The sequence below is a fragment of the Bradyrhizobium sp. USDA 4510 genome (assembly GCF_054059095.1).
In genome coordinates this window covers 235535-253240 of sequence record NZ_JBSSBT010000001.1, presented here as the reverse complement: position 1 = coordinate 253240, position 17706 = coordinate 235535, and the positions used below count along the sequence as shown (strand labels likewise).

18 protein-coding genes and 1 riboswitch are annotated in these 17706 nt (G+C 65.6%); of the genes, 10 read left to right on the top strand and 8 right to left on the bottom strand.

Annotated features, from left to right (window positions below; translation table 11 throughout):
* Nucleotides 1–108: 108 nt before the first annotated feature.
* Nucleotides 109–2502 carry a heavy metal translocating P-type ATPase gene (locus ACVMDN_RS01225; RefSeq protein ID WP_057017025.1) on the bottom strand — a complete coding sequence of 798 codons (2394 nt, stop codon included), beginning with the start codon at nt 2500–2502 and terminating at the stop codon, nt 109–111.
* Nucleotides 2503–2567: 65 nt separating this feature from the next.
* Here ACVMDN_RS01225 and ACVMDN_RS01220 point away from each other — a divergent pair, with 65 nt between their 5' ends.
* Nucleotides 2568–2843 carry a metal-sensitive transcriptional regulator gene (locus tag ACVMDN_RS01220; protein ID WP_018269815.1) on the top strand — a complete coding sequence of 92 codons (276 nt, stop codon included), beginning with the start codon at nt 2568–2570 and terminating at the stop codon, nt 2841–2843.
* Between the two features lie 240 nt (nt 2844–3083).
* Here the strand turns inward: ACVMDN_RS01220 and ychF are convergent, their stop codons facing one another.
* The 4 genes from ychF to ACVMDN_RS01200 all read right to left on the bottom strand — a co-directional run bounded on the left by ychF (nt 3084) and on the right by ACVMDN_RS01200 (nt 6167).
* Nucleotides 3084–4181 (bottom strand): redox-regulated ATPase YchF, encoded by a 1098-nt coding sequence (ychF, locus tag ACVMDN_RS01215; RefSeq protein ID WP_076825515.1) that lies wholly within the window; start codon nt 4179–4181, stop codon nt 3084–3086.
* A 59-nt stretch (nt 4182–4240) separates the two neighbouring features.
* Complete coding sequence (gene pth / locus ACVMDN_RS01210; protein WP_076825517.1) at nt 4241–4855, bottom strand: aminoacyl-tRNA hydrolase; 615 nt, start codon at nt 4853–4855, stop codon at nt 4241–4243.
* Nucleotides 4856–4910: 55 nt separating this feature from the next.
* The gene (locus ACVMDN_RS01205; RefSeq protein WP_141340935.1) at nt 4911–5633 is read right to left on the bottom strand and encodes a 50S ribosomal protein L25/general stress protein Ctc; all 723 of its coding nucleotides are present in this window, start codon (nt 5631–5633) and stop codon (nt 4911–4913) included.
* A gap of 273 nt (nt 5634–5906) precedes the next feature.
* Entirely contained in the window at nt 5907–6167 is a 261-nt protein-coding gene (locus ACVMDN_RS01200; RefSeq protein ID WP_028333099.1) for an accessory factor UbiK family protein, read from the bottom strand.
* Nucleotides 6168–6344: 177 nt separating this feature from the next.
* On the opposite strand from ACVMDN_RS01200, the gene ACVMDN_RS01195 reads away from it, so the two are divergent.
* The 7 genes from ACVMDN_RS01195 to ACVMDN_RS01165 all read left to right on the top strand — a co-directional run bounded on the left by ACVMDN_RS01195 (nt 6345) and on the right by ACVMDN_RS01165 (nt 12784).
* The gene (locus ACVMDN_RS01195; protein WP_057016608.1) at nt 6345–7079 is read left to right on the top strand and encodes a dienelactone hydrolase family protein; all 735 of its coding nucleotides are present in this window, start codon (nt 6345–6347) and stop codon (nt 7077–7079) included.
* A 15-nt stretch (nt 7080–7094) separates the two neighbouring features.
* Nucleotides 7095–7937: a prolipoprotein diacylglyceryl transferase gene (lgt, locus tag ACVMDN_RS01190; RefSeq protein ID WP_057016609.1), complete on the top strand. Its 843-nt coding sequence runs from the start codon at nt 7095–7097 to the stop codon at nt 7935–7937.
* 99 nt (nt 7938–8036) lie between these two features.
* Nucleotides 8037–9095: a class I SAM-dependent methyltransferase gene (locus ACVMDN_RS01185; RefSeq protein WP_076825587.1), complete on the top strand. Its 1059-nt coding sequence runs from the start codon at nt 8037–8039 to the stop codon at nt 9093–9095.
* Nucleotides 9092–9859 (top strand): peptidoglycan editing factor PgeF, encoded by a 768-nt coding sequence (gene pgeF, locus ACVMDN_RS01180; RefSeq protein ID WP_076825521.1) that lies wholly within the window; start codon nt 9092–9094, stop codon nt 9857–9859. The genes ACVMDN_RS01185 and pgeF overlap by 4 nt, the downstream gene beginning before the upstream one ends.
* A 136-nt stretch (nt 9860–9995) precedes the next feature.
* A complete protein-coding gene (locus tag ACVMDN_RS01175; RefSeq protein ID WP_076825522.1) occupies nt 9996–10928 on the top strand; it encodes a MerR family transcriptional regulator in 933 nt (310 codons plus the stop codon).
* 102 nt (nt 10929–11030) lie between these two features.
* Complete coding sequence (locus ACVMDN_RS01170; protein WP_076825524.1) at nt 11031–11651, top strand: hypothetical protein; 621 nt, start codon at nt 11031–11033, stop codon at nt 11649–11651.
* A gap of 179 nt (nt 11652–11830) precedes the next feature.
* Nucleotides 11831–12784 (top strand): ribose-phosphate pyrophosphokinase, encoded by a 954-nt coding sequence (locus ACVMDN_RS01165; RefSeq protein ID WP_028344316.1) that lies wholly within the window; start codon nt 11831–11833, stop codon nt 12782–12784.
* A 100-nt stretch (nt 12785–12884) separates the two neighbouring features.
* On the opposite strand, the gene ACVMDN_RS01160 is transcribed toward ACVMDN_RS01165, so the two are convergent.
* The 3 genes from ACVMDN_RS01160 to ACVMDN_RS01150 form a co-directional block, all read right to left on the bottom strand.
* Complete coding sequence (locus tag ACVMDN_RS01160) at nt 12885–13841, bottom strand: DDE-type integrase/transposase/recombinase (RefSeq protein WP_141342031.1); 957 nt, start codon at nt 13839–13841, stop codon at nt 12885–12887.
* A 117-nt stretch (nt 13842–13958) separates the two neighbouring features.
* Entirely contained in the window at nt 13959–14765 is an 807-nt protein-coding gene (locus tag ACVMDN_RS01155) for an SDR family NAD(P)-dependent oxidoreductase (protein WP_076825526.1), read from the bottom strand.
* A 104-nt stretch (nt 14766–14869) separates the two neighbouring features.
* Nucleotides 14870–15451 (bottom strand): 6,7-dimethyl-8-ribityllumazine synthase, encoded by a 582-nt coding sequence (locus ACVMDN_RS01150; RefSeq protein WP_057016614.1) that lies wholly within the window; start codon nt 15449–15451, stop codon nt 14870–14872.
* Between the two features lie 78 nt (nt 15452–15529).
* Nucleotides 15530–15683: riboswitch (FMN riboswitch) on the bottom strand.
* 441 nt (nt 15684–16124) lie between these two features.
* Here ACVMDN_RS01150 and ACVMDN_RS01145 point away from each other — a divergent pair.
* On the top strand, nt 16125–16625 hold the full coding sequence (locus tag ACVMDN_RS01145; RefSeq protein ID WP_016844492.1) for a type III secretion system chaperone family protein: 501 nt from the start codon (nt 16125–16127) through the stop codon (nt 16623–16625).
* 179 nt (nt 16626–16804) lie between these two features.
* Nucleotides 16805–17635, top strand: a complete 831-nt coding sequence (gene proC, locus ACVMDN_RS01140) for a pyrroline-5-carboxylate reductase (protein WP_076825528.1) — start codon at nt 16805–16807, stop codon at nt 17633–17635.
* Nucleotides 17636–17706 lie beyond the last annotated feature (71 nt).

Below are 17706 nucleotides of genomic sequence, written 5' to 3'. Positions count from 1 at the left end.
TTCCGCACAAAAGGCGAGAGACAGACTCGTGGAGAGTCCCCCTCACCCGGATCGCATTTTGCGATGCGATCCGACCTCTCCCCGCAAGCGGGGCGAGGTAAGAGACGCCTAGTCCAGCTTCACCTGCGAAAGCCGCAGCGCATTGCCGATCACGCTGACCGAAGACAGCGCCATCGCGGCGGCGCCGACCATCGGCGACAGCAGGATGCCGAACAGCGGATACAGCACGCCGGCTGCGATTGGCACGCCGGCGGCGTTGTAGACGAACGCGAACGCCAGGTTCTGGCGGATGTTGCGCATGGTCGCGACCGACAGCCGCCGCGCGCGCACCAGGCCCATCAGGTCGCCGGTGAGCAGCGTGACGCCGGCGCTCTCGATCGCGACGTCGGTGCCGCCGCCCATCGCGATGCCGACATCGGCGGCGGCGAGCGCCGGTGCGTCATTGACGCCGTCGCCGGCCATCGCGACGGTGCGCCCCTCGCCGCGCAGCCGCTGCACGACCTCGCTCTTGCGCTCCGGCAGAACGCCGGCCTCGACGTCGCCGATGCCGAGCGTCTTTGCCACCGCCCGCGCGGTGGTCTCGTTGTCGCCGGTCAGCATCACGATGCGCAGGCCCTCGGCACGCAGTGCCTGCAGCGCGCTGGTCGCGGACGGCTTCACCGGATCGGCAATCGCGATCACCCCGGCGATGCGGCCGTCGACCGCGACATAGATCGCCGTCGCGCCGTCCCGCCGTGCGGCCTCGGCCGCCTCGTCGAGCGCTGCCGTCGCGATCTTCAGCTCGGCCATCAGCACCGCGTTGCCGAGCGCAACCTGCCTGCCCCCGACCGTGCCGGTCGCGCCCTTGCCGGAGGGCGAGGCGAAATTGCTGACGGCGGACGATGCGAGCTTGCGCTCCCCGGCGGCGGCGATAATCGCCTGCGCCAGCGGGTGCTCGCTGCCCTGCTCGACACTGGCGGCAACGCGCAGCAGATCGCTCTCGTCGAATCCTTCGGCGGCAATGACGCGCACGACCTTCGGCTTGCCTTCGGTGAGCGTTCCGGTCTTGTCGATGACCAGCGTGTCGATCGCCTCCATCCGCTCCAGCGCCTGCGCGTCGCGGATCAGGATGCCGGAATGCGCGCCGCGGCCGACGCCGACCATGATCGACATCGGCGTCGCCAATCCCAGCGCGCACGGACAGGCGATGATCAGCACCGTGACGGCGGCGACCAGCGCGAAGGTCAGGCGCGGCTCAGGGCCGAACACCGTCCAGGCGATGAAGGCGAGCACGGCAGCGGCGATCACCGCCGGCACGAACCAGCCGGCGACGCGATCGGCGAGCCGCTGAATCGGCGCGCGTGAGCGCTGCGCCTTCGCCACCATGTCGACGATCCGCGACAGCATGGTGTCGCGGCCGATCTTCTCGGCGCGCATCACGAGGCCGCCGCTCTGGTTGACCGTACCGCCGATCACGCTCGCGCCTTCGGCCTTCGTGACCGGCATCGACTCGCCTGTGACCATGGACTCATCAATGACCGCACTGCCCTCGACGACGACGCCGTCGACCGGAACCTTCTCGCCCGGCCGCACGCGAAGGCGGTCGCCGACCTTGATCGCATCGATGTCGATGTCCTCGTCGCCATGATCGGTGATGCGCCGCGCGGTCTTCGGCGCGAGACCGAGCAGCGCGCGGATCGCGCCCGAGGTCTGCGCGCGGGCGCGCAATTCCAGCACCTGGCCAAGCAGCACCAGCACCGTGATCACCGCCGCCGCCTCGAAATACACCGCGACCGCGCCATGCATGTCGCGGAACGCGGGCGGGAATAGCTGCGGCGCCAGCGTCGCGACCACGCTGTAGACATAGGCAACGCCGGTGCCCATCGCGATCAGCGTGAACATGTTGAGATTGCGGGTGACCAGCGACTGCCAGCCGCGCACGAAGAACGGCGCGCCGGCCCACAGCACGACCGGCGTCGCCAGCACGAGTGAGACCCAGTTCGACCAGTGCTGCGGCACCAGCTGCATCAATCCGAGATGGCTGCCCATCTCGAGCACGAACACCGGCACGGTCAGCGCGAGACCGATCCAGAACCGCCGCGTCATGTCGATCAGTTCAGGATCGGGACCGTCGTCGAGCGAGACCTGCTCGGGCTCCAGCGCCATGCCGCAGATCGGGCAGCTGCCGGGGCCGACCTGGCGCACCTCGGGATGCATCGGGCAGGTGTAGATGGTGCCCGCGGGCGCCGGCGGCTCCTCTTCACGCGGCTTGAGATACTTCTGAGGGTCGGCCTCGAAACGCTCGCGGCAGCGGCCGCTGCAGAACAGGTACTCCTCGCCCTGGTAGCTGAAGCGATGCTTGGCGGTCGCCGGGTCGACCTTCATGCCGCAGACCGGATCGATCGCGAACGCCGTCTCGGCCGGCGGCGTGTCGTGATCATGCTTGCCGCCGCAGCAGGAATGCGCGGCCGCGCCATTGTGGTGATGATCCGCGTGCGAATGGTCGTGCTTTGCGTGTGCCACGAAACTCTTCCCGGCCGGTAATCCGACCTCTTGATTTAGATACCCTAGGGGGGTATATGAGACCTATGAGAGACGAGGTCAAGACATCCTGCTTAAAACGGCTCAAACGGATCGAAGGTCAGATCCGCGGATTGGCCGCCATGGTCGAGGACGACCGCTATTGCATCGACGTGGTGACGCAGATCGCGGCCGCGCGCGCGGCGCTGCGCCGCGTCGAGGAAGAGGTGCTGCGCGATCATGTGGCGCATTGCGTCGAGCATGCGATCTCGTCCGGCGACAAGGCCGACCAGCGGCGCAAGATCGCCGAGTTGATGGACGTGATCGGCCGTGCGGATAGGTGATCTAAGCGCCACCCCATACTCGATGTCGTCCCTGCGAAAGCAGGGACCCATAATCACAGGACGCCGGGATGGAGCGAGCTAGGCCACAGCTCGCTTCAACAACGCGACCCTGTGGTTATGGGTCCCGGGTCGCGCTTCGCTTGCCCGGGACGACGTGGGAAAGAGCGGCACCCGCACATTCAGCGTCGTCCCGGCCTTCGCCGGGACGACGTGGGGAAAAAGCTCTCTCGAAATCGATGCTCAGGTATTGAATCTGAAATGCATGACGTCGCCGTCGGCGACGACGTACTCCTTGCCTTCAAGCCGCAGCTTGCCGGCATCGCGCGCGCCGGCTTCGCCGTTGCCGGCGATGTAGTCGGCATAGGCGATGGTCTCGGCACGGATGAAGCCCTTCTCGAAATCGGTATGGATCACGCCGGCGGCAGCGGGCGCCTTGGTGCCGCGGTCGATGGTCCAGGCGCGGGCTTCCTTCGGGCCGACGGTGAAATAGGTGATGAGATCGAGCAGCCGGTAGCCGGCGCGGATCAGCCGATCGAGGCCGGCCTCTTCCAGACCCAGCGTCTCCAGGAAGTCAGTGCGTTCCTCACGCGACAACGTCGCGATTTCGGATTCGATCTTGGCCGAGATCACGACCGCGACCGCGCCCTCCTCCTTGGCGCGCTCGAACACTGCCTTGGAGAAATTGTTGCCGTCCTTGGCCGAGCCTTCCTCGACGTTGCAGACGTAGAGCACGGGCTTCGAGGTCAAGAGCCCGAGCATGCGGAACGCACGCTCCTCCTCCGGCTTGCGTTCCAGTCCGCGGGCAGGCTTGCCGTCGCGCAGCAACACCAGCGCGCGGTTGACCAGCTCGAGCTGCTCCTTGGCTTCCTTGTCGTTGCCCTTGGCCTTCTTCGAGAGGTTGTCGACGCGCTTCTCGAGGCTGTCGAGATCGGACAGCATCAGCTCGGTCTCGATGGTCTCGACGTCGGCGAGCGGCGCGATCTTGCCTTCGACATGGGTGATGTCGGAATCCTCGAAGCAGCGCACCACATGGGCGATGGCGTCGACCTCGCGGATGTTGGCGAGGAACTGGTTGCCGAGACCTTCGCCCTGCGACGCGCCGCGGACGAGGCCCGCGATGTCGACGAAGGTCAGCCGGGTCGGAATGATCTGCGCCGACTTCGCGACCGCCGCGAGCTTCTCCAGCCGCGGATCGGGCACCGCAACCTCGCCGACATTCGGCTCGATGGTGCAGAACGGATAGTTCGCCGCCTGGGCGGCCGCCGTCTCGGTCAGCGCATTGAACAGCGTCGACTTGCCGACGTTAGGCAGCCCGACGATCCCGCATTTGAATCCCATGTCTTCCTCAATAATCTCTGGTTCGTCATGGCGGGCTCGTGCCGATGACGAAAGGGAGATCAGGCCGGCTTCTCGCCGCCGTTCTCACCCTTGTCGAAAAATCCTTTGGCCTGCATCGTCAGATGCACCTTGTTGGCGAACGACGCGTCGTGCCCCGCAGCCAGCAGGCCGGCATTGTCGGCGACGGCCTGGCACAAGGCCTCCACCCACGCCCGGTCGCTCTTGGCGAAGTCCGACAGCACGTGGCTGTGCACGAGCTCCTTGACGCCGGGATGACCGATCCCGAGCCGCACCCGCCGATACTCGTTGCCGATATGCGCGGAGATCGAGCGCAGGCCGTTGTGGCCGGCGATCCCGCCGCCGATCTTGACCCGCACCTTGGCGGGCGGCAGTTCGAGCTCGTCCTGGAACACGATGATGTCGGAGGGCGCGAGCTTGAAGAAGTTCGCCGCTTCCTGCACCGCGCGCCCGGACTCGTTCATGTAGGTGGTCGGCTTCAGCAGCACGACCTTCTCGCGATCGACGACGCCCTCGGAGGTCTCGCCCTGAAAGCGACGGCGCCATGGTCCGAAACCATGACGCCGTGCAATCTCATCGACCGCCAGGAAACCGATATTGTGCCGGTTGCTGGCGTATTTCGCGCCGGGATTACCGAGACCGACAAAGAGGCGCATGGCGCGGCATCCCGCGTCGGCGCGCCATCAGACGATCGCGCGCCGACCTGATCGATTACTTCTTCTTGTCGCCACCGGCGGGAGCCTTGGCACCCGCGGCCGGAGCCGCAGCACCCGCAGCCGGAACCGCCGCAGCGGCCGGAGCTGCAGCACCCGCGGCCGGAGCAGCGCCACCGGCAGCAGCCGCAGCCGCGGCCTTCTGCTCTTCGGCGTAGCCGGACGGCGGCACGAGGGTGACCAGGGTCGCGTCCTCGCGGGTCAGCGACTTCACGCCCTTGGGCAGCTTGATGTCGGTGAGATGCAGCGAGTGGCTGATCTCGAGGCTGCCGACGTCGGCTTCGATGTATTGCGGAATGTTGTCGACCGCGCATTCGAGCTCGAGCGCGTGGGTGACGATGTTCACGGTGCCGCCGCGCTTGACGCCGGGGGCGGTTTCGGCGTTCACGACGTGCAGCGGCACGCTGACGCGGATGGTGGCGCCTTCGCCGAGCCGCATGAAGTCGACATGGACCGGGAAGTCCTTCACCGGGTCGAGGTGGTAGTCGCGCGGAATCACGCGATGCTTCTTGCCCTCGAGATCGATGTCGAACAGCGTGGTGAGGAACCGGCCCGCCAGGATGCGCTGGCGCAGTTCACGGTCGTCGACCGAGATGGTGACGGGGGGCTGGTTGTCTCCGTAGATCACTCCGGGAACTCTCCCGGCGCGACGCTCTGCCCGGGCGGCCCCCTTGCCGCTCTTCGGACGCGCGGTCGCCTTCAATTCCTTGACGGTCGCCATAGCGTTAAGTCCTTGTATTTAAAAAGTTAAAGGCCGCAGCGCGGCCCATGCTCAGGTCCACAGCAAGCCTCCAGGGGTGCGGGGGCCGCGGACGTGGCGGGCTTTTAGCCCCAAAGGGCCGAAATGACAAGGAAATGAAGGGATTTTTCTTGGGTTACCGAGCGAGGATCGTAGCCCGGATGGAGCGAAGCGAAATCCGGGACCACTGCCTCCGCGGGCCGGCCCCGGATTGCGCTTCGCTCCATCCGCTACGGGGCTGCGCTCCGGGCCGTATCAGCCGACCGTACCGCCGAGCTTGGCCTCCAGCGCCGCGATCCTCGCCTTCAGCGCCTCGTTCTCCTCGCGCGCCAGGCGGGCCATGTCCTTGACCGCGTCGAATTCCTCGCGCTTGACCACGTCGAGGTCGCGCAAGATCCGTTCCGCCTGGTTGCGCATGACCGTGTCGACCTCGCGCTTGACGCCCTGGGCGGCGCCCGCGGCATCGTTCATCAGACGGCCGATCTCATCGAAAAACCGGTTGCTGGTCTGGGTCATTTCGCAAAACTCTCCGCGTTCACTGCCTCGCGCCAAAGACAATGGCGATCTCAGCCATCCGGTTCAAGTCCGCCGCGAATGGCAGGCCTCCCGAGGCTTGCCTTGTCATGCTCCGGTTTCCTTGCAATCGTATGAACTCACAACAGAAATCGCACACATAACGCGAGCAGAAACGCCATGATCGACCAGACCGTCGAGATCCCGACCAAGGACGGCAAGACCACCACCTTCATCACCCATCCCGAGCGCGGCGGCCCCTTCCCCGTCGTCATCTTCTACATGGACGCGCCGGCGATCCGCGAGGAGCTGCGCGACATGGCGCGCCGGCTCGGCACGTCAGGCTATTATGTGATGCTGCCCAATATGTATTACCGCGCCGGCGTGATGGAGCTCGGCCCGATCAATCCCGATCCGGAATCGCCCGAGCGCAAGCGCATGTTCGAGCTGATGCACTCGCTCAACATCCCGCTGGTGATGGAAGACACCAAGGGCCTGCTCGCCTATGCCGAGACGCAGAAGGCCGCCAACACCAGGATCATCGGCACTGTCGGCTATTGCATGAGCGGCCGCTATGCGGTGAACGCGGCGACGCATTTCGGCGATCGCGTGAAGGCCGCCGCCTCGGTCTACGGCACGCATCTGGCGACCGACCAGCCCGACAGTCCGCATCTTGCCGCGCAAAAGACAAAGGCCGAACTCTATTTCGCCTGCGCCGAGACCGATATCTACGCGCCACAGGACATCATCGAGCAGGTGAAGGCCGGCATGAAGGGATCGAACAACGAGGTCGAGATCTATCCCGGCACGCATCACGGCTTTGCGTTCCCCAAGCGTCCGGTCTATGACCGCGACGCCGCCGAACGCCATTGGGAGCGGCTCCTCGCGCTTTACCGGCGCAACCTCGTGGGCTGAGCCTCAAGACGCACGATGCCGTTCCTGCTGATCGACTTTCCGGTGTTCAATCCCGTCGCGCTCTCGCTCGGGCCGATCGTGATCCGCTGGTATGCGCTTGCCTACATCGTCGGCATCGTGCTGGGCTGGATCTACGCTCGCTCGCTGATCAAGAAGGAGCGGCTGTGGGGCGGCCCGGCGCCGATCACGCTGCCGCAGCTCGACGATTTCATCCTCTGGGTCACCATCGGCATCATCGTCGGCGGCCGCACCGGCTATGTGCTGTTCTACAATTTGCCCTTCTTCATCGCGCATCCGGCCGAAATCCTCGAATTGTGGAAGGGCGGCATGTCGTTCCACGGCGGCTTCCTCGGCTGCGTCGCCGCGGTGATGCTGTTTGCCCGCCGCAACAACATCCCGATCCTGTCGCTCGGTGACATCACCACCGCGGTCGCGCCGATCGGGCTGTTCCTCGGCCGGCTTGCCAATTTCATCAACAGCGAATTATGGGGCCGTCACGCCGATCCGAGCCTGCCCTGGGCCATGATCTTCCCTAATGGCGGGCCGCTGCCGCGGCATCCGAGCCAGCTCTACGAGGCCGGGCTCGAGGGCATCGTGCTGTTCGCGGCGCTGGCGATCATGATCCGGATGGGTGCGCTCAAGCGTCCCGGCCTGATCCTCGGCAGCTTCATCACGATCTATGGCGTTGCCCGAATCATCGGCGAGCACTTCAGGGAGCCCGACCCGCAACTCGGATTCCTGTGGGGCGGACTAACCATGGGCATGCTGCTGTCGGTGCCAATGATCATCGTGGGCGTTATCATCATCACGGCCGCCGTCCGCCGCAGGGCGAACGGTCCGGCACCGAGTTCAACCTGAACAAGTTCAATCCAAAGCAAGTGCAATCCAAGGAAGGCCGTGAACGAACCCTCCCCGCTGCTGGATGAGATCAGGAAGCTGATCAAGCTGTCCGGGCCGATGCCGGTCTGGCGCTACATGGAATTGTGCCTGATGCATCCGCGGTACGGCTACTATCTGTCGCGTGATCCGCTCGGCCGCGAGGGCGATTTCACCACGGCGCCCGAGGTCAGCCAGATGTTCGGCGAACTGCTCGGGCTGTGGAGCGCCTCGATCTGGCGCGCGATCGGCTCGCCGGAGACGTTCCGCCTGATCGAGCTCGGGCCCGGCCGCGGCACCATGATGTCCGACGCGCTGCGTGCGCTGCGCGTGCTGCCGCCGCTCTACCAGTCGCTCAGCATCCACCTCGTCGAGGTCAACCCGGTGCTGCGCGAGAAGCAGTACGCCACGCTGACGGGCGTGCGCAACATCACCTGGCACGACAACATCGACGACGTGCCCGAGGGACCGGCGGTGATCCTCGCCAACGAATATTTCGACGTGCTGCCGATCCACCAGATGGTCCGCCGCGAGACCGGCTGGCACGAGCGGACGGTCGGGATGGATGCCAATGGCAACCTGTATTTCGCGCCCGCGCCCGAGCCGACACCGCATTTCGAGGTGCTGCTGCCGCCGCTGGTGCGCGCCGCGCCACTCGGGGCAGTGTTCGAATGGCGGCCCGACAACGAGATCATGAAGCTCGCCACGCGGCTGCGCGACCAGGACGGCGCCGCGCTGATCATCGATTACGGCCATCTGCGCAGCGACGCCGGCGACACCTTCCAGGCGATCGCGCGCCACAGCTTCGCCGACCCGCTGAAGAACCCCGGACAGGCCGACGTGACCGCGCATGTCGATTTCCAGGCCCTGGCGCGGGCCGCCGAGGATGTCGGCGCGCGCGTCCACGGACCGGCGACGCAGGGTGACTTCCTCAAGCGTCTCGGCGTCGAGGCCCGTGCGGCCGGGCTGATGGCGAAGGCAAGCCCCGAAGTCTCCGCCGACGTTGCCGGTGCGCTGAAGCGCCTGACCGATTCCGGGCGCGGCGGGATGGGCTCGATGTTCAAGGTCATGGCCATCTCCGACCCGCGCCTCACCTCGATCGCCGGATTGAGCGATCAGCCTGACGAGACCGAACAATGACATTGGGATCACCGCTGCTGTCGGCCATTCCGGGCCTGCGCCATGCCTTCTTCTCGCGCGAGGGCGGCGTGTCGGAGGGCATCTATGCCGCGCTGAATGGCGGGCTCGGCTCGCGTGACGATCCAGCCAAGGTCGCGGAGAACCGGCGGCGGATGGCGGCGCAGCTCGGCGTGCCGCTCGATCACCTCGTCAGCGTGCATCAGGTTCACTCGCCTGACGTCGTGGCCGTGACCGGTCCATGGAATGGCGCCGCGCGCCCGAAGGCGGACGCGCTCGTCACCCGCACCGAGGGCCTTGCGATATCGGTCACGACGGCCGACTGCGGCCCGATCCTGTTCGTCGATCCCAATGCGCGGGTGATCGGCGCGGCGCATGCCGGCTGGAAGGGCGCGCTGACCGGCGTGCTGGAATCGACCATCGACGCGATGGAGAAGCTCGGCGCCGAGCGCGGCGGCATCGTCGCCGCCATCGGCCCGCTGATCCGCAAGGAATCCTACGAGGTTGGCAACGAATTCGTCGAACGCTTCATCGAGGCCGATGCGGAGAACGGCATGTTCTTCATGCCCGCCGAACGCGACGGACACGCGATGTTCGATCTTGCCGGCTTCATCCGCATGCGGCTGGAAAATGCCGGCGTGCTGATGATCGACGATCTCGGCATCGACACCTATTCCGACGAGCGCTGCTTCAGCTACCGCCGCTCCGTGCACCGCAAGGAAGCCGATTACGGCCGACTCGTTCACGCCATCGCGCTGGAAGGCTGACGCCGGGCATCCAACGCGTTTTCCCGCGAAGTGGATACCGGTTCGCGGTGAAGAAAACGCGTCAAGATAAAATCTGGCGATTTTTGTGCGACAAGCGTCTTGACTCTCCACCTGCTGGAGACCGGACAAGCGGCGCATGACACAACGCACCTACAGCATCGGCGAGGCGGCACGGCTCAGCGGAATTTCCGTCCGCAAGCTCCGCTTCTATTCGGACCAGGGGGTGCTGCCGCCGGCCGGCCGCACCGCGAGCGGCTATCGCGTCTTCACCGACGACGAACTGGTTCGCCTCGACCTGATCCGCTGTCTGCGCGATGCGGGGCTCGGTCTCGATGCTATCCGCGAGGTCCTGACCAAGGAACTCTCGCTGGTCGAGGCGCTGCAGCTTCGCCTCGAGACGCTGGAAGCGGAGATCGCGGCACAGCGCCGCGTCGCCTCGGCCCTGCGGGCTGCGTTGCGTTCACCGCAACTCACCGAAGCAGACTTGAGGAGATTTTTGACCATGACGCAGCTGTCCCGCGCCGAGCGCCGCAACGTCGTCGAACGCTTTTTCGAGAAGGTGTCCGACGGTATCAACATCGACCGGAAATGGATCCGGCAGATGATCGAGACCAGCGTGCCCGAATTGCCCGACGAGCCGACGCCCGAGCAGTGCGATGCCTGGATCGAGCTTTCGGAGATGCTCAACGACCCTTCCCTCGTCGCCAACATCCGCGCCAACGCGGAGGACGTCTGGAATCACCACGTGCTGGATCTCACCGCCTGGCAAGCGGCCAACGAAACCGTGCTGGCGAGAGCCAAGGAGATTATCGCGACCGACCTCGGCCCGACGTCGGAGGTGGGCCAGGCGCTGGCCCGCGACTGGCTGGAAACATCGGCGCGATTGCTGAAGCGAAAACCTGATCTGGAATTCCGCAACTGGATCCGCGGCAAATATGCCCTGCACGACGCCCGTGCGGCGCGCTATTGGGAGCTCGTCGCCATCATGCGCGGGCAATCGCCGGACGCGAGCCCGAACCGCGAATGGGCCTGGATCACTGCAGCCATGCGGCACCATCTCTCTGACTGAGCAGGGAAATCCGAAACCTCGCGGCGCGCCGCCCGGATCGGTTAAGTGCTGTGGCCGTCCTGCCCTAGACGTTAAGCCGTTTTAACGATATCGCAGGACGCAATGAGGGAAGCGTCGAACCGCCAGTTTCAAACTGGGACAGCCGTGCGTGCCGCGATCGCATGCTCGTGGCTCGCGATCGCGTGCGCGCTTGGCGGCTGCGCGGCCGGCGGCAACGTGGCCGATTCCTACGCCATGGCCACGCCGGCAAGCAGCGGCGCAACGGTTGCGTTCGAATCGATCGACGGCCCGCCGCCCCAGGTGTTCGACCGCATGGTCGGCGTGCTCGACAGCGAGTCCAAGCTGCGCAGCCTGTCGATCGTGTCGCGCCAGGGCGCTGCCGCCTATCGCGTGCGCAGCTATCTGTCGGCTCAGGTGGTGCGCGGCCGCACCATGATCGCGTGGGTGTGGGACGTCTACGACAGCAACCAGCAACGCGCGCTGCGGCTCTCCGGCGAGGAGCCCGCCGGCAAGGCCGGCCGCGACGCGTGGGCCGCCGCCGACGACCTGGTGCTGCGCAAGATCGCCCAGGCCGGCCTCAGCGGCCTGTCCGGCATGATCAATGGCGGCCCGGCGGACGGCCCCGCGCCCGCCCCGGCACCGGACCTCCGCGGGCCCACGGTGGCAAGCGCCCCGGCCGCCGCCGCGCCCGAGACCGTGGCGCTCGGCTATTCCGCCGACTAAACCCCGTTATCGCCCGGGGAAATGCGTTTTTTGCCCAGGAAAACGGCGGCCAAGCCCGGCTAATGGGTTGCCATCGGATGCGCCTGCCTGATATTCCCTCGCGCACCGAAAACCCGCCGGTTCTGTAAGGACTTGAGATGCTGAACGTCGTATCCAGCAAGGCGCGGGGGGAAGCATCGATGTCGGCAAAGAACGGATCAATCAAACTCGTCGCCGGCAACTCCAATCCTGCGCTGGCGCAGGACATCGCCAAGGGACTTGGCATCGAACTGACCAAGGCCGTGGTCCGGCGCTTCGCCGACATGGAGATCTTCGTCGAGATCCAGGAGAACGTCCGCGGCTCGGACATGTTCATCCTGCAGTCGACGTCGTTTCCGGCCAACGACAATCTGATGGAACTGTTGATCATCACCGACGCGCTGCGCCGCTCCTCGGCGCGCCGCATCACCGCGGTGGTGCCCTATTTCGGTTATGCCAGGCAGGATCGCAGGTCCGGCTCGCGTACGCCGATCTCGGCCAAGCTGGTCGCCAACCTGATCTCGCACGCCGGCGTCGACCGCGTCATGACGCTCGACCTGCATGCCGGCCAGATCCAGGGCTTCTTCGACATCCCGACCGACAACCTGTTCGCGGCGCCCCTGATGGTGCGCGACATCAAAGAAAAGTTCGACCTCGCCAAGGTGATGGTGGTGTCGCCCGACGTCGGCGGCGTGGCGCGTGCCCGCGGCCTCGCCAAGCGCATCAACACCCCGCTCGCCATCGTCGACAAGCGCCGCGAGCGCCCCGGCGAGTCCGAGGTGATGAACGTGATCGGCGACGTCGCCGGCTACAACTGCATCCTGGTCGACGACATCGTCGATTCCGGCGGCACTCTGGTGAATGCGGCCGAGGCGCTGATCGCGCACGGCGCCAAGGAAGTCTCGGCCTACATCACCCACGGCGTGCTGTCCGGCGGCGCCGCCGCGCGCATCGCCTCGTCGCGTCTGAAGGAACTGGTCATCACCGACTCGATCCTGCCGACGGAAGCCGTCAACAAGGCACCGAACATCCGCCAGATCTCGATCGCCGGACTGATTGCCGAAGCGATCGGCCGCACCGCGGCGGAAGAGTCGGTTTCCAGCCTGTTCGATTAAGCCCCACTGTCGTCCCGGCGAAAGCCGGGACCCATAACCACAGGCCTCCATTGTGGAGAGCCACTGTGGCCCCAGCTTTCGTGACAACAAACATTCGTGGTTATGGGTCCCTGCTTTCGTGTTCGGTCCCGTGTGATTGGCGAGGGCCTGGATTGGCGCCAGGTAGCCGAGGCATTTGAGGCGGGTCCGATTGTAGTCGTGGACGAACTTGGCGATGAAGGTGTCGCGGTCGGCGTGGTTGACAAAGGTACGGCGCGCGCTGCCCCGTTTGTGTTTCGCGGCCAATGGCTTCGGCGATGCGCCGGTTGAAGCGTTCGACGAGGCCGTTGGTCTGCGGATGGTAGGGCTTGGTCAGGCGATGCTGGATGCCGCACTGTCGGCAGAGCCGATCAAAGGGGTGGTCGCCGGAAGGCTTCCCGACCGGTTTGTTCTTCTTGTCGACGGCGAAGCGGTCGGTGAACTCGGCACCGTTGTCGGTGAGGATAGTGTGAACCTGGTGCGGAAAATCAGCCAGGAAGCGCTTAAGGAAACCGGTCGCGGTCGCTCCGTCCCGCCTGGAATGGACCTCGACGAAGACGTAGCGGGTGGCGCGGTCGATGGCGACAAAGGCATAGCTGGTGCGGCGCTGCAGTGCCGGCAGATACTTCACGTCGATATGGATGAAGCCGATACTGGCATTCTCGAAGACGCCGGCTTTGGGCTTGTCAGGCTTGGCAAGCCGGCTGATGCCATTGCGCTGCAGGCAGCGGTGGATCGCACTACGGGACAGCTTGGCGTTGATGCATCGCCGCATCACCTCGACGATGTCGTCCAGCGGCAATTGGAGCGATGTCCGCAGCTCACACACTGCCCGTTCCTCAAGGGCGGACAGGCTGGTCGTGAGGTGCTTCGGCCGATGCGAGCGATCCTCGACCGTGCTGCGACCGCGCCAGCGATAGATTGTGGTCTCGCTGACCCCCAGCTCGGCCGCCAATTGGGCGACCGACTTCCTGCTGCGCTGGATGTAGGCACGCGTCTTCGGCGTCGTCGTGGCGTTCGCGTGCAAGCTCAGTTCCATGACACGAGGCGCTCCCTAACAAAGGCCACGCCTCGTTCTACACCGATTCCATCCAACCAATCTGCAGGGACCAAACACCTTCGCAGGGACGACACCAAGTATGTGGCGCCAGACGCGTTAGAACCCCGGCCGTGGAACGTGGCTCATCAGCGTCCGCGCATAGCCGCCATCGACGATGATCTCCTCACCATTGACGTATGACGAGCGGTCGCTGGCTAGGAACAGGGTCGCGTCCGCCATGTCCTGCGGTGCGCCGATCCGGCGCATCGGCACCACGGCGGTGCGCCGCTCGGTGACCCCTGGCGTGTCGTAGAAGGCCTGGCTCATCGGCGTCACGACAAGGCCGGGGCTCACCACATTGCTGCGGATGCCATGCGGCCCCCATTCGGCGGCGAGTTGCTGCGAGAGCATGACGACCGCGGCCTTGCTGACGCTGTAGGCGCCGCTCTGCCCCTGCGCATTGCTGGCAGCGATCGAGGCGACGTGGATGAGGCTGCCGCGTCCGGCCTTGCGCATCTGGTGGCCGAACGCCTGGGCGCAGATGAAATAGCCGGTGAGATTGACCGCCAGCACCGCATTCCACTCCGCGAGCGGCAGCGTGTCGAGCCCGCCCGGGCGCAGCACCGCCGCGGTGTTGACGAGGATGTCGCAAGCGCCGAGCGTGCGCGCGACGGCGTCGGCGGCTGCCGCGACATTGTCCTCGCTGGTCGTGTCGCAGGTCGCGACGAGATGACCGTCGCCGAACTCGCCAAGCTTTGCCTTGGTCTCCGCGAGGGAGCGCTCGTCGCGATCGAGCGCGGCGACCCTGGCGCCGGCCCGCGCGAAACTGACCGCGGTAGCGCGGCCGATACCGCCGCCTCCGCCGGTGACGACGGCAACGCGGCCCGACAGGCCGAGCCAGTCGGAGGAATGTTGTTCGGTCATGGGGCGCCTCCCGCGCGTTTTGGTTTTATGCCGCAAGCATAACCGAACGCGCCGCGGGCGAGAGCGATCCCGGCACGCATGCCGGAATCGCTTTTCCGCCGATGCTAGCCGGGAATCCCCGCCGCGACCTGGCCGCGCAGACGCTCGAGGCTGAGCAGCGTGTTGGCGCAGGCTTCCGCGACCTCGATCCCCTTGATGACGAAGTGCTTGCGGAAGAACTCGTAATGCACCTCGGTCTCGTGGAATTGCTGCGGCGTCAGCACCGCCGAGAACACCGGCACCTCGGTGCGCAATTGCACATCCATCAACGCCTTGATCACGGTGTCGGCGACGAATTCGTGGCGGTAGATGCCGCCATCGACGACGAGCCCGGCCGCGACGATCGCGGTGTAGCGGCGGGTCTTCGCCAGCAGCTGGGCATGCAGCGGGATCTCGAACGAGCCCGGCACCTCGAACACATCGACATTGGTGATGTGCCTCGCCTCGATCTCCTTCAGGAAGGAGATGCGGCACTCTTCCACCACGTCCCGATGCCAGGACGACTGTACGAAGGCAACACGCTGCGGCTTTGCGAAGTGCGGATGCTCCGGCGTCGGCGGAATGGCCGGCGTATCGGGAGCGCTTTCTGCCTGGGGGGTTTGGACTTGAGAAGCTTGAACGTCTTGGTCTTGCAACATCTGATTCATGGCTTTCCTCTTTCAGGACCAGAATCAGGGCACACGGACAACGACACGAGCCCACGCGAAAATCGCGTTGGCTGCCGCAACCGTTCTCTTTCATCCGGACTGTAACCGTCGGCTTCGGAATTGCACCGAATCTGCTGACCCTTCTCCCGGCTTCGCGGAGGAAGGCGCTCGCGGGCTTGGGCTCATCACCCTTACCGCCGGTGGGGATTTTCACCCCGCCCTGAGAACTCGGCACGCCCGGGATGGACGTGCCTGAGACGAAATATGACCAAAGCGCGACAGCCGGGCAAGGCCTTTGGCATGGGGAAACGGCATGTCCCCATGAGCGCGTTGCGGCTCTGCAAGGTTGATGCGAGGGCCCGACGGCTGATTCACGGGCGCGGCGAAGCGCCGGCAAATGGTTAACAAAGCGTTACGCGAACGCTTAGATTCCGATTTGTTCTCAAAATCACAGATGTGGCGGAGATCAGCTGTGGACGATGCGCGCTTTGGCTGTGGACGGACTCGGCGTGCGGTTGCGCGGATTCCGCAAATCACATCACTTCATCGGCGTCAGGTCCAGGGGCATCCGGAAGCCCGCATCAGGAACTGCACTCGGCCACGACGCAGTATGTCGCAAGTGCCGGCTTCCGTGTGCGTATCAAGCGATCATAAGAACAAGGTCCGAGACGGCATGTCCCTCCTCGAAAGCATTATCGATTCCCGGAATAACCCGCTTGCGGTGGTCGAAGATATCGCCACCGACAACAACTGGGCGTTCGAGCGTTCCGGCGAAGACGAGGTGACGATCGTCTCCAAGGGAGACTGGATCGATTATCAGCTCTCGTTCACCTGGATGGGCGAGATCGAGGCGCTGCATCTCGCCTGCGCCTTCGACATGAAGATGCCGCAGGCGCGCCGCGCCGAGGTGCAGCGGCTGGTCGCTGCGATCAACGAACAATTGTGGGTCGGCCATTTCGATCTGTGGACCCACACCGGCATGGTGATGCATCGTCAGGCGCTGGTGCTGCCCGGCGGCCTCACCGCCTCCACCGCGCAGTGCGAGGCCATGGTGGTCAACGCGATCCACGCCTGCGAGCGCTACTACCCGGCGTTCCAGTTCGTGGTGTGGGCCGGCAAGTCGACCGCCGAGGCGATGGCCGCGGCGATGTTCGATACCGAGGGCGAGGCGTAAGGATTTCGCTCCAGCGCTCCCACACGCTCGGCGTCGTCCCGGCGAAGGCCGGGACCCATACTCCGCGGCCCCTGGGCTTAAGCAAACTGCTTGTGGCTGATCGCGTGCCTCACTAGAACCGCCTGTGGTTATGGGTCCCGGCCTTCGCCGGGACGACGTGAGAGTTTGCGGAGTCACCTGTGAGCACATCCAGCAGCGCACTGACGAATACTTCCGGCACCATCGCGCTCGCGGGCGCGGGCAAGATGGGCGGCGCCATGCTGACCGGCTGGCTCGCGCAGGGCCTTGCACCCGAGCGCGTCGCGGTGATCGACCCGCATCTCTCGCCGGAGATTTCCGCGCTTGCCGCAAAGGGCGTGCGGCTCAATCCGCAGGCGAAGGATCTCGGCACGGTCGACACGCTTGTCGTCGCGGTGAAGCCGCAATCGTTCCGCGACGCCGGCGCCGCACTGAAATCCTTCGTCGGTCCCTCGACACTCGTCGTCTCGATCATGGCCGGCACGACCATGTCAGCGCTGGAAGAGGTTGTCGGCGGCGCGGTGGTGCGCGCGATGCCGAACACGCCGGCGGCGATCGGCCGCGGCATCACCGTCGCTGTACCGTCGAAGCACGTCACCGCCGCGCAGCGCGCGATGACCGATGCGTTGCTGAAAGCGACCGGGCTCGTCGAATGGGTCGACGATGAGAACCTGATGGACGCGGTGACCGCGGTCTCCGGCTCGGGCCCTGCCTATGTGTTCCTGCTCGCCGAGGAGCTGGCGCGCGCCGGCGTTGCGGCCGGCCTGCCCGAGCAGCTTGCGACCACGCTGGCGCGGGCGACCGTCGCCGGCTCCGGCGAGTTGCTGCATCGCTCGGATCTGCCGTCGGCGACCCTGCGGCAGAACGTCACCTCGCCCGGCGGCACCACCGCCGCGGCGCTCGAGGTGCTGATGGCCAATGACGGCATGCAGCCACTGATGACCCGCGCGATTGCCGCCGCGGCAAGGCGCTCAAGGGAATTGGCGAAGTAGCGCATGCACCGTCATTGCCGGGCTTGACCCGGCAATCCATCGAACAAGGACGCTTTCTTCCTTGATGGATG

What these genes read in the sequence shown, in the direction of transcription:
- ACVMDN_RS01175 (WP_076825522.1), top strand. Translation starts at nt 9,996, where the DNA reads ATGACACAACGCACCTACAGCATCGGCGAGGCGGCACGGCTCAGCGGA.
- ACVMDN_RS01170 (WP_076825524.1), top strand. Translation starts at nt 11,031, where the DNA reads ATGAGGGAAGCGTCGAACCGCCAGTTTCAAACTGGGACAGCCGTGCGT.
- pth (WP_076825517.1), bottom strand. Translation starts at nt 4,855, where the DNA reads ATGCGCCTCTTTGTCGGTCTCGGTAATCCCGGCGCGAAATACGCCAGC.
- ACVMDN_RS01150 (WP_057016614.1), bottom strand. Translation starts at nt 15,451, where the DNA reads ATGAATCAGATGTTGCAAGACCAAGACGTTCAAGCTTCTCAAGTCCAA.
- ACVMDN_RS01195 (WP_057016608.1), top strand. Translation starts at nt 6,345, where the DNA reads ATGATCGACCAGACCGTCGAGATCCCGACCAAGGACGGCAAGACCACC.
- ACVMDN_RS01160 (WP_141342031.1), bottom strand. Translation starts at nt 13,841, where the DNA reads ATGGAACTGAGCTTGCACGCGAACGCCACGACGACGCCGAAGACGCGT.
- ACVMDN_RS01145 (WP_016844492.1), top strand. Translation starts at nt 16,125, where the DNA reads ATGTCCCTCCTCGAAAGCATTATCGATTCCCGGAATAACCCGCTTGCG.
- ACVMDN_RS01220 (WP_018269815.1), top strand. Translation starts at nt 2,568, where the DNA reads ATGAGAGACGAGGTCAAGACATCCTGCTTAAAACGGCTCAAACGGATC.
- ACVMDN_RS01185 (WP_076825587.1), top strand. Translation starts at nt 8,037, where the DNA reads ATGCCGGTCTGGCGCTACATGGAATTGTGCCTGATGCATCCGCGGTAC.
- ACVMDN_RS01155 (WP_076825526.1), bottom strand. Translation starts at nt 14,765, where the DNA reads ATGACCGAACAACATTCCTCCGACTGGCTCGGCCTGTCGGGCCGCGTT.
- pgeF (WP_076825521.1), top strand. Translation starts at nt 9,092, where the DNA reads ATGACATTGGGATCACCGCTGCTGTCGGCCATTCCGGGCCTGCGCCAT.
- lgt (WP_057016609.1), top strand. Translation starts at nt 7,095, where the DNA reads ATGCCGTTCCTGCTGATCGACTTTCCGGTGTTCAATCCCGTCGCGCTC.
- ACVMDN_RS01200 (WP_028333099.1), bottom strand. Translation starts at nt 6,167, where the DNA reads ATGACCCAGACCAGCAACCGGTTTTTCGATGAGATCGGCCGTCTGATG.
- ychF (WP_076825515.1), bottom strand. Translation starts at nt 4,181, where the DNA reads ATGGGATTCAAATGCGGGATCGTCGGGCTGCCTAACGTCGGCAAGTCG.
- ACVMDN_RS01165 (WP_028344316.1), top strand. Translation starts at nt 11,831, where the DNA reads ATGTCGGCAAAGAACGGATCAATCAAACTCGTCGCCGGCAACTCCAAT.
- ACVMDN_RS01205 (WP_141340935.1), bottom strand. Translation starts at nt 5,633, where the DNA reads ATGGCGACCGTCAAGGAATTGAAGGCGACCGCGCGTCCGAAGAGCGGC.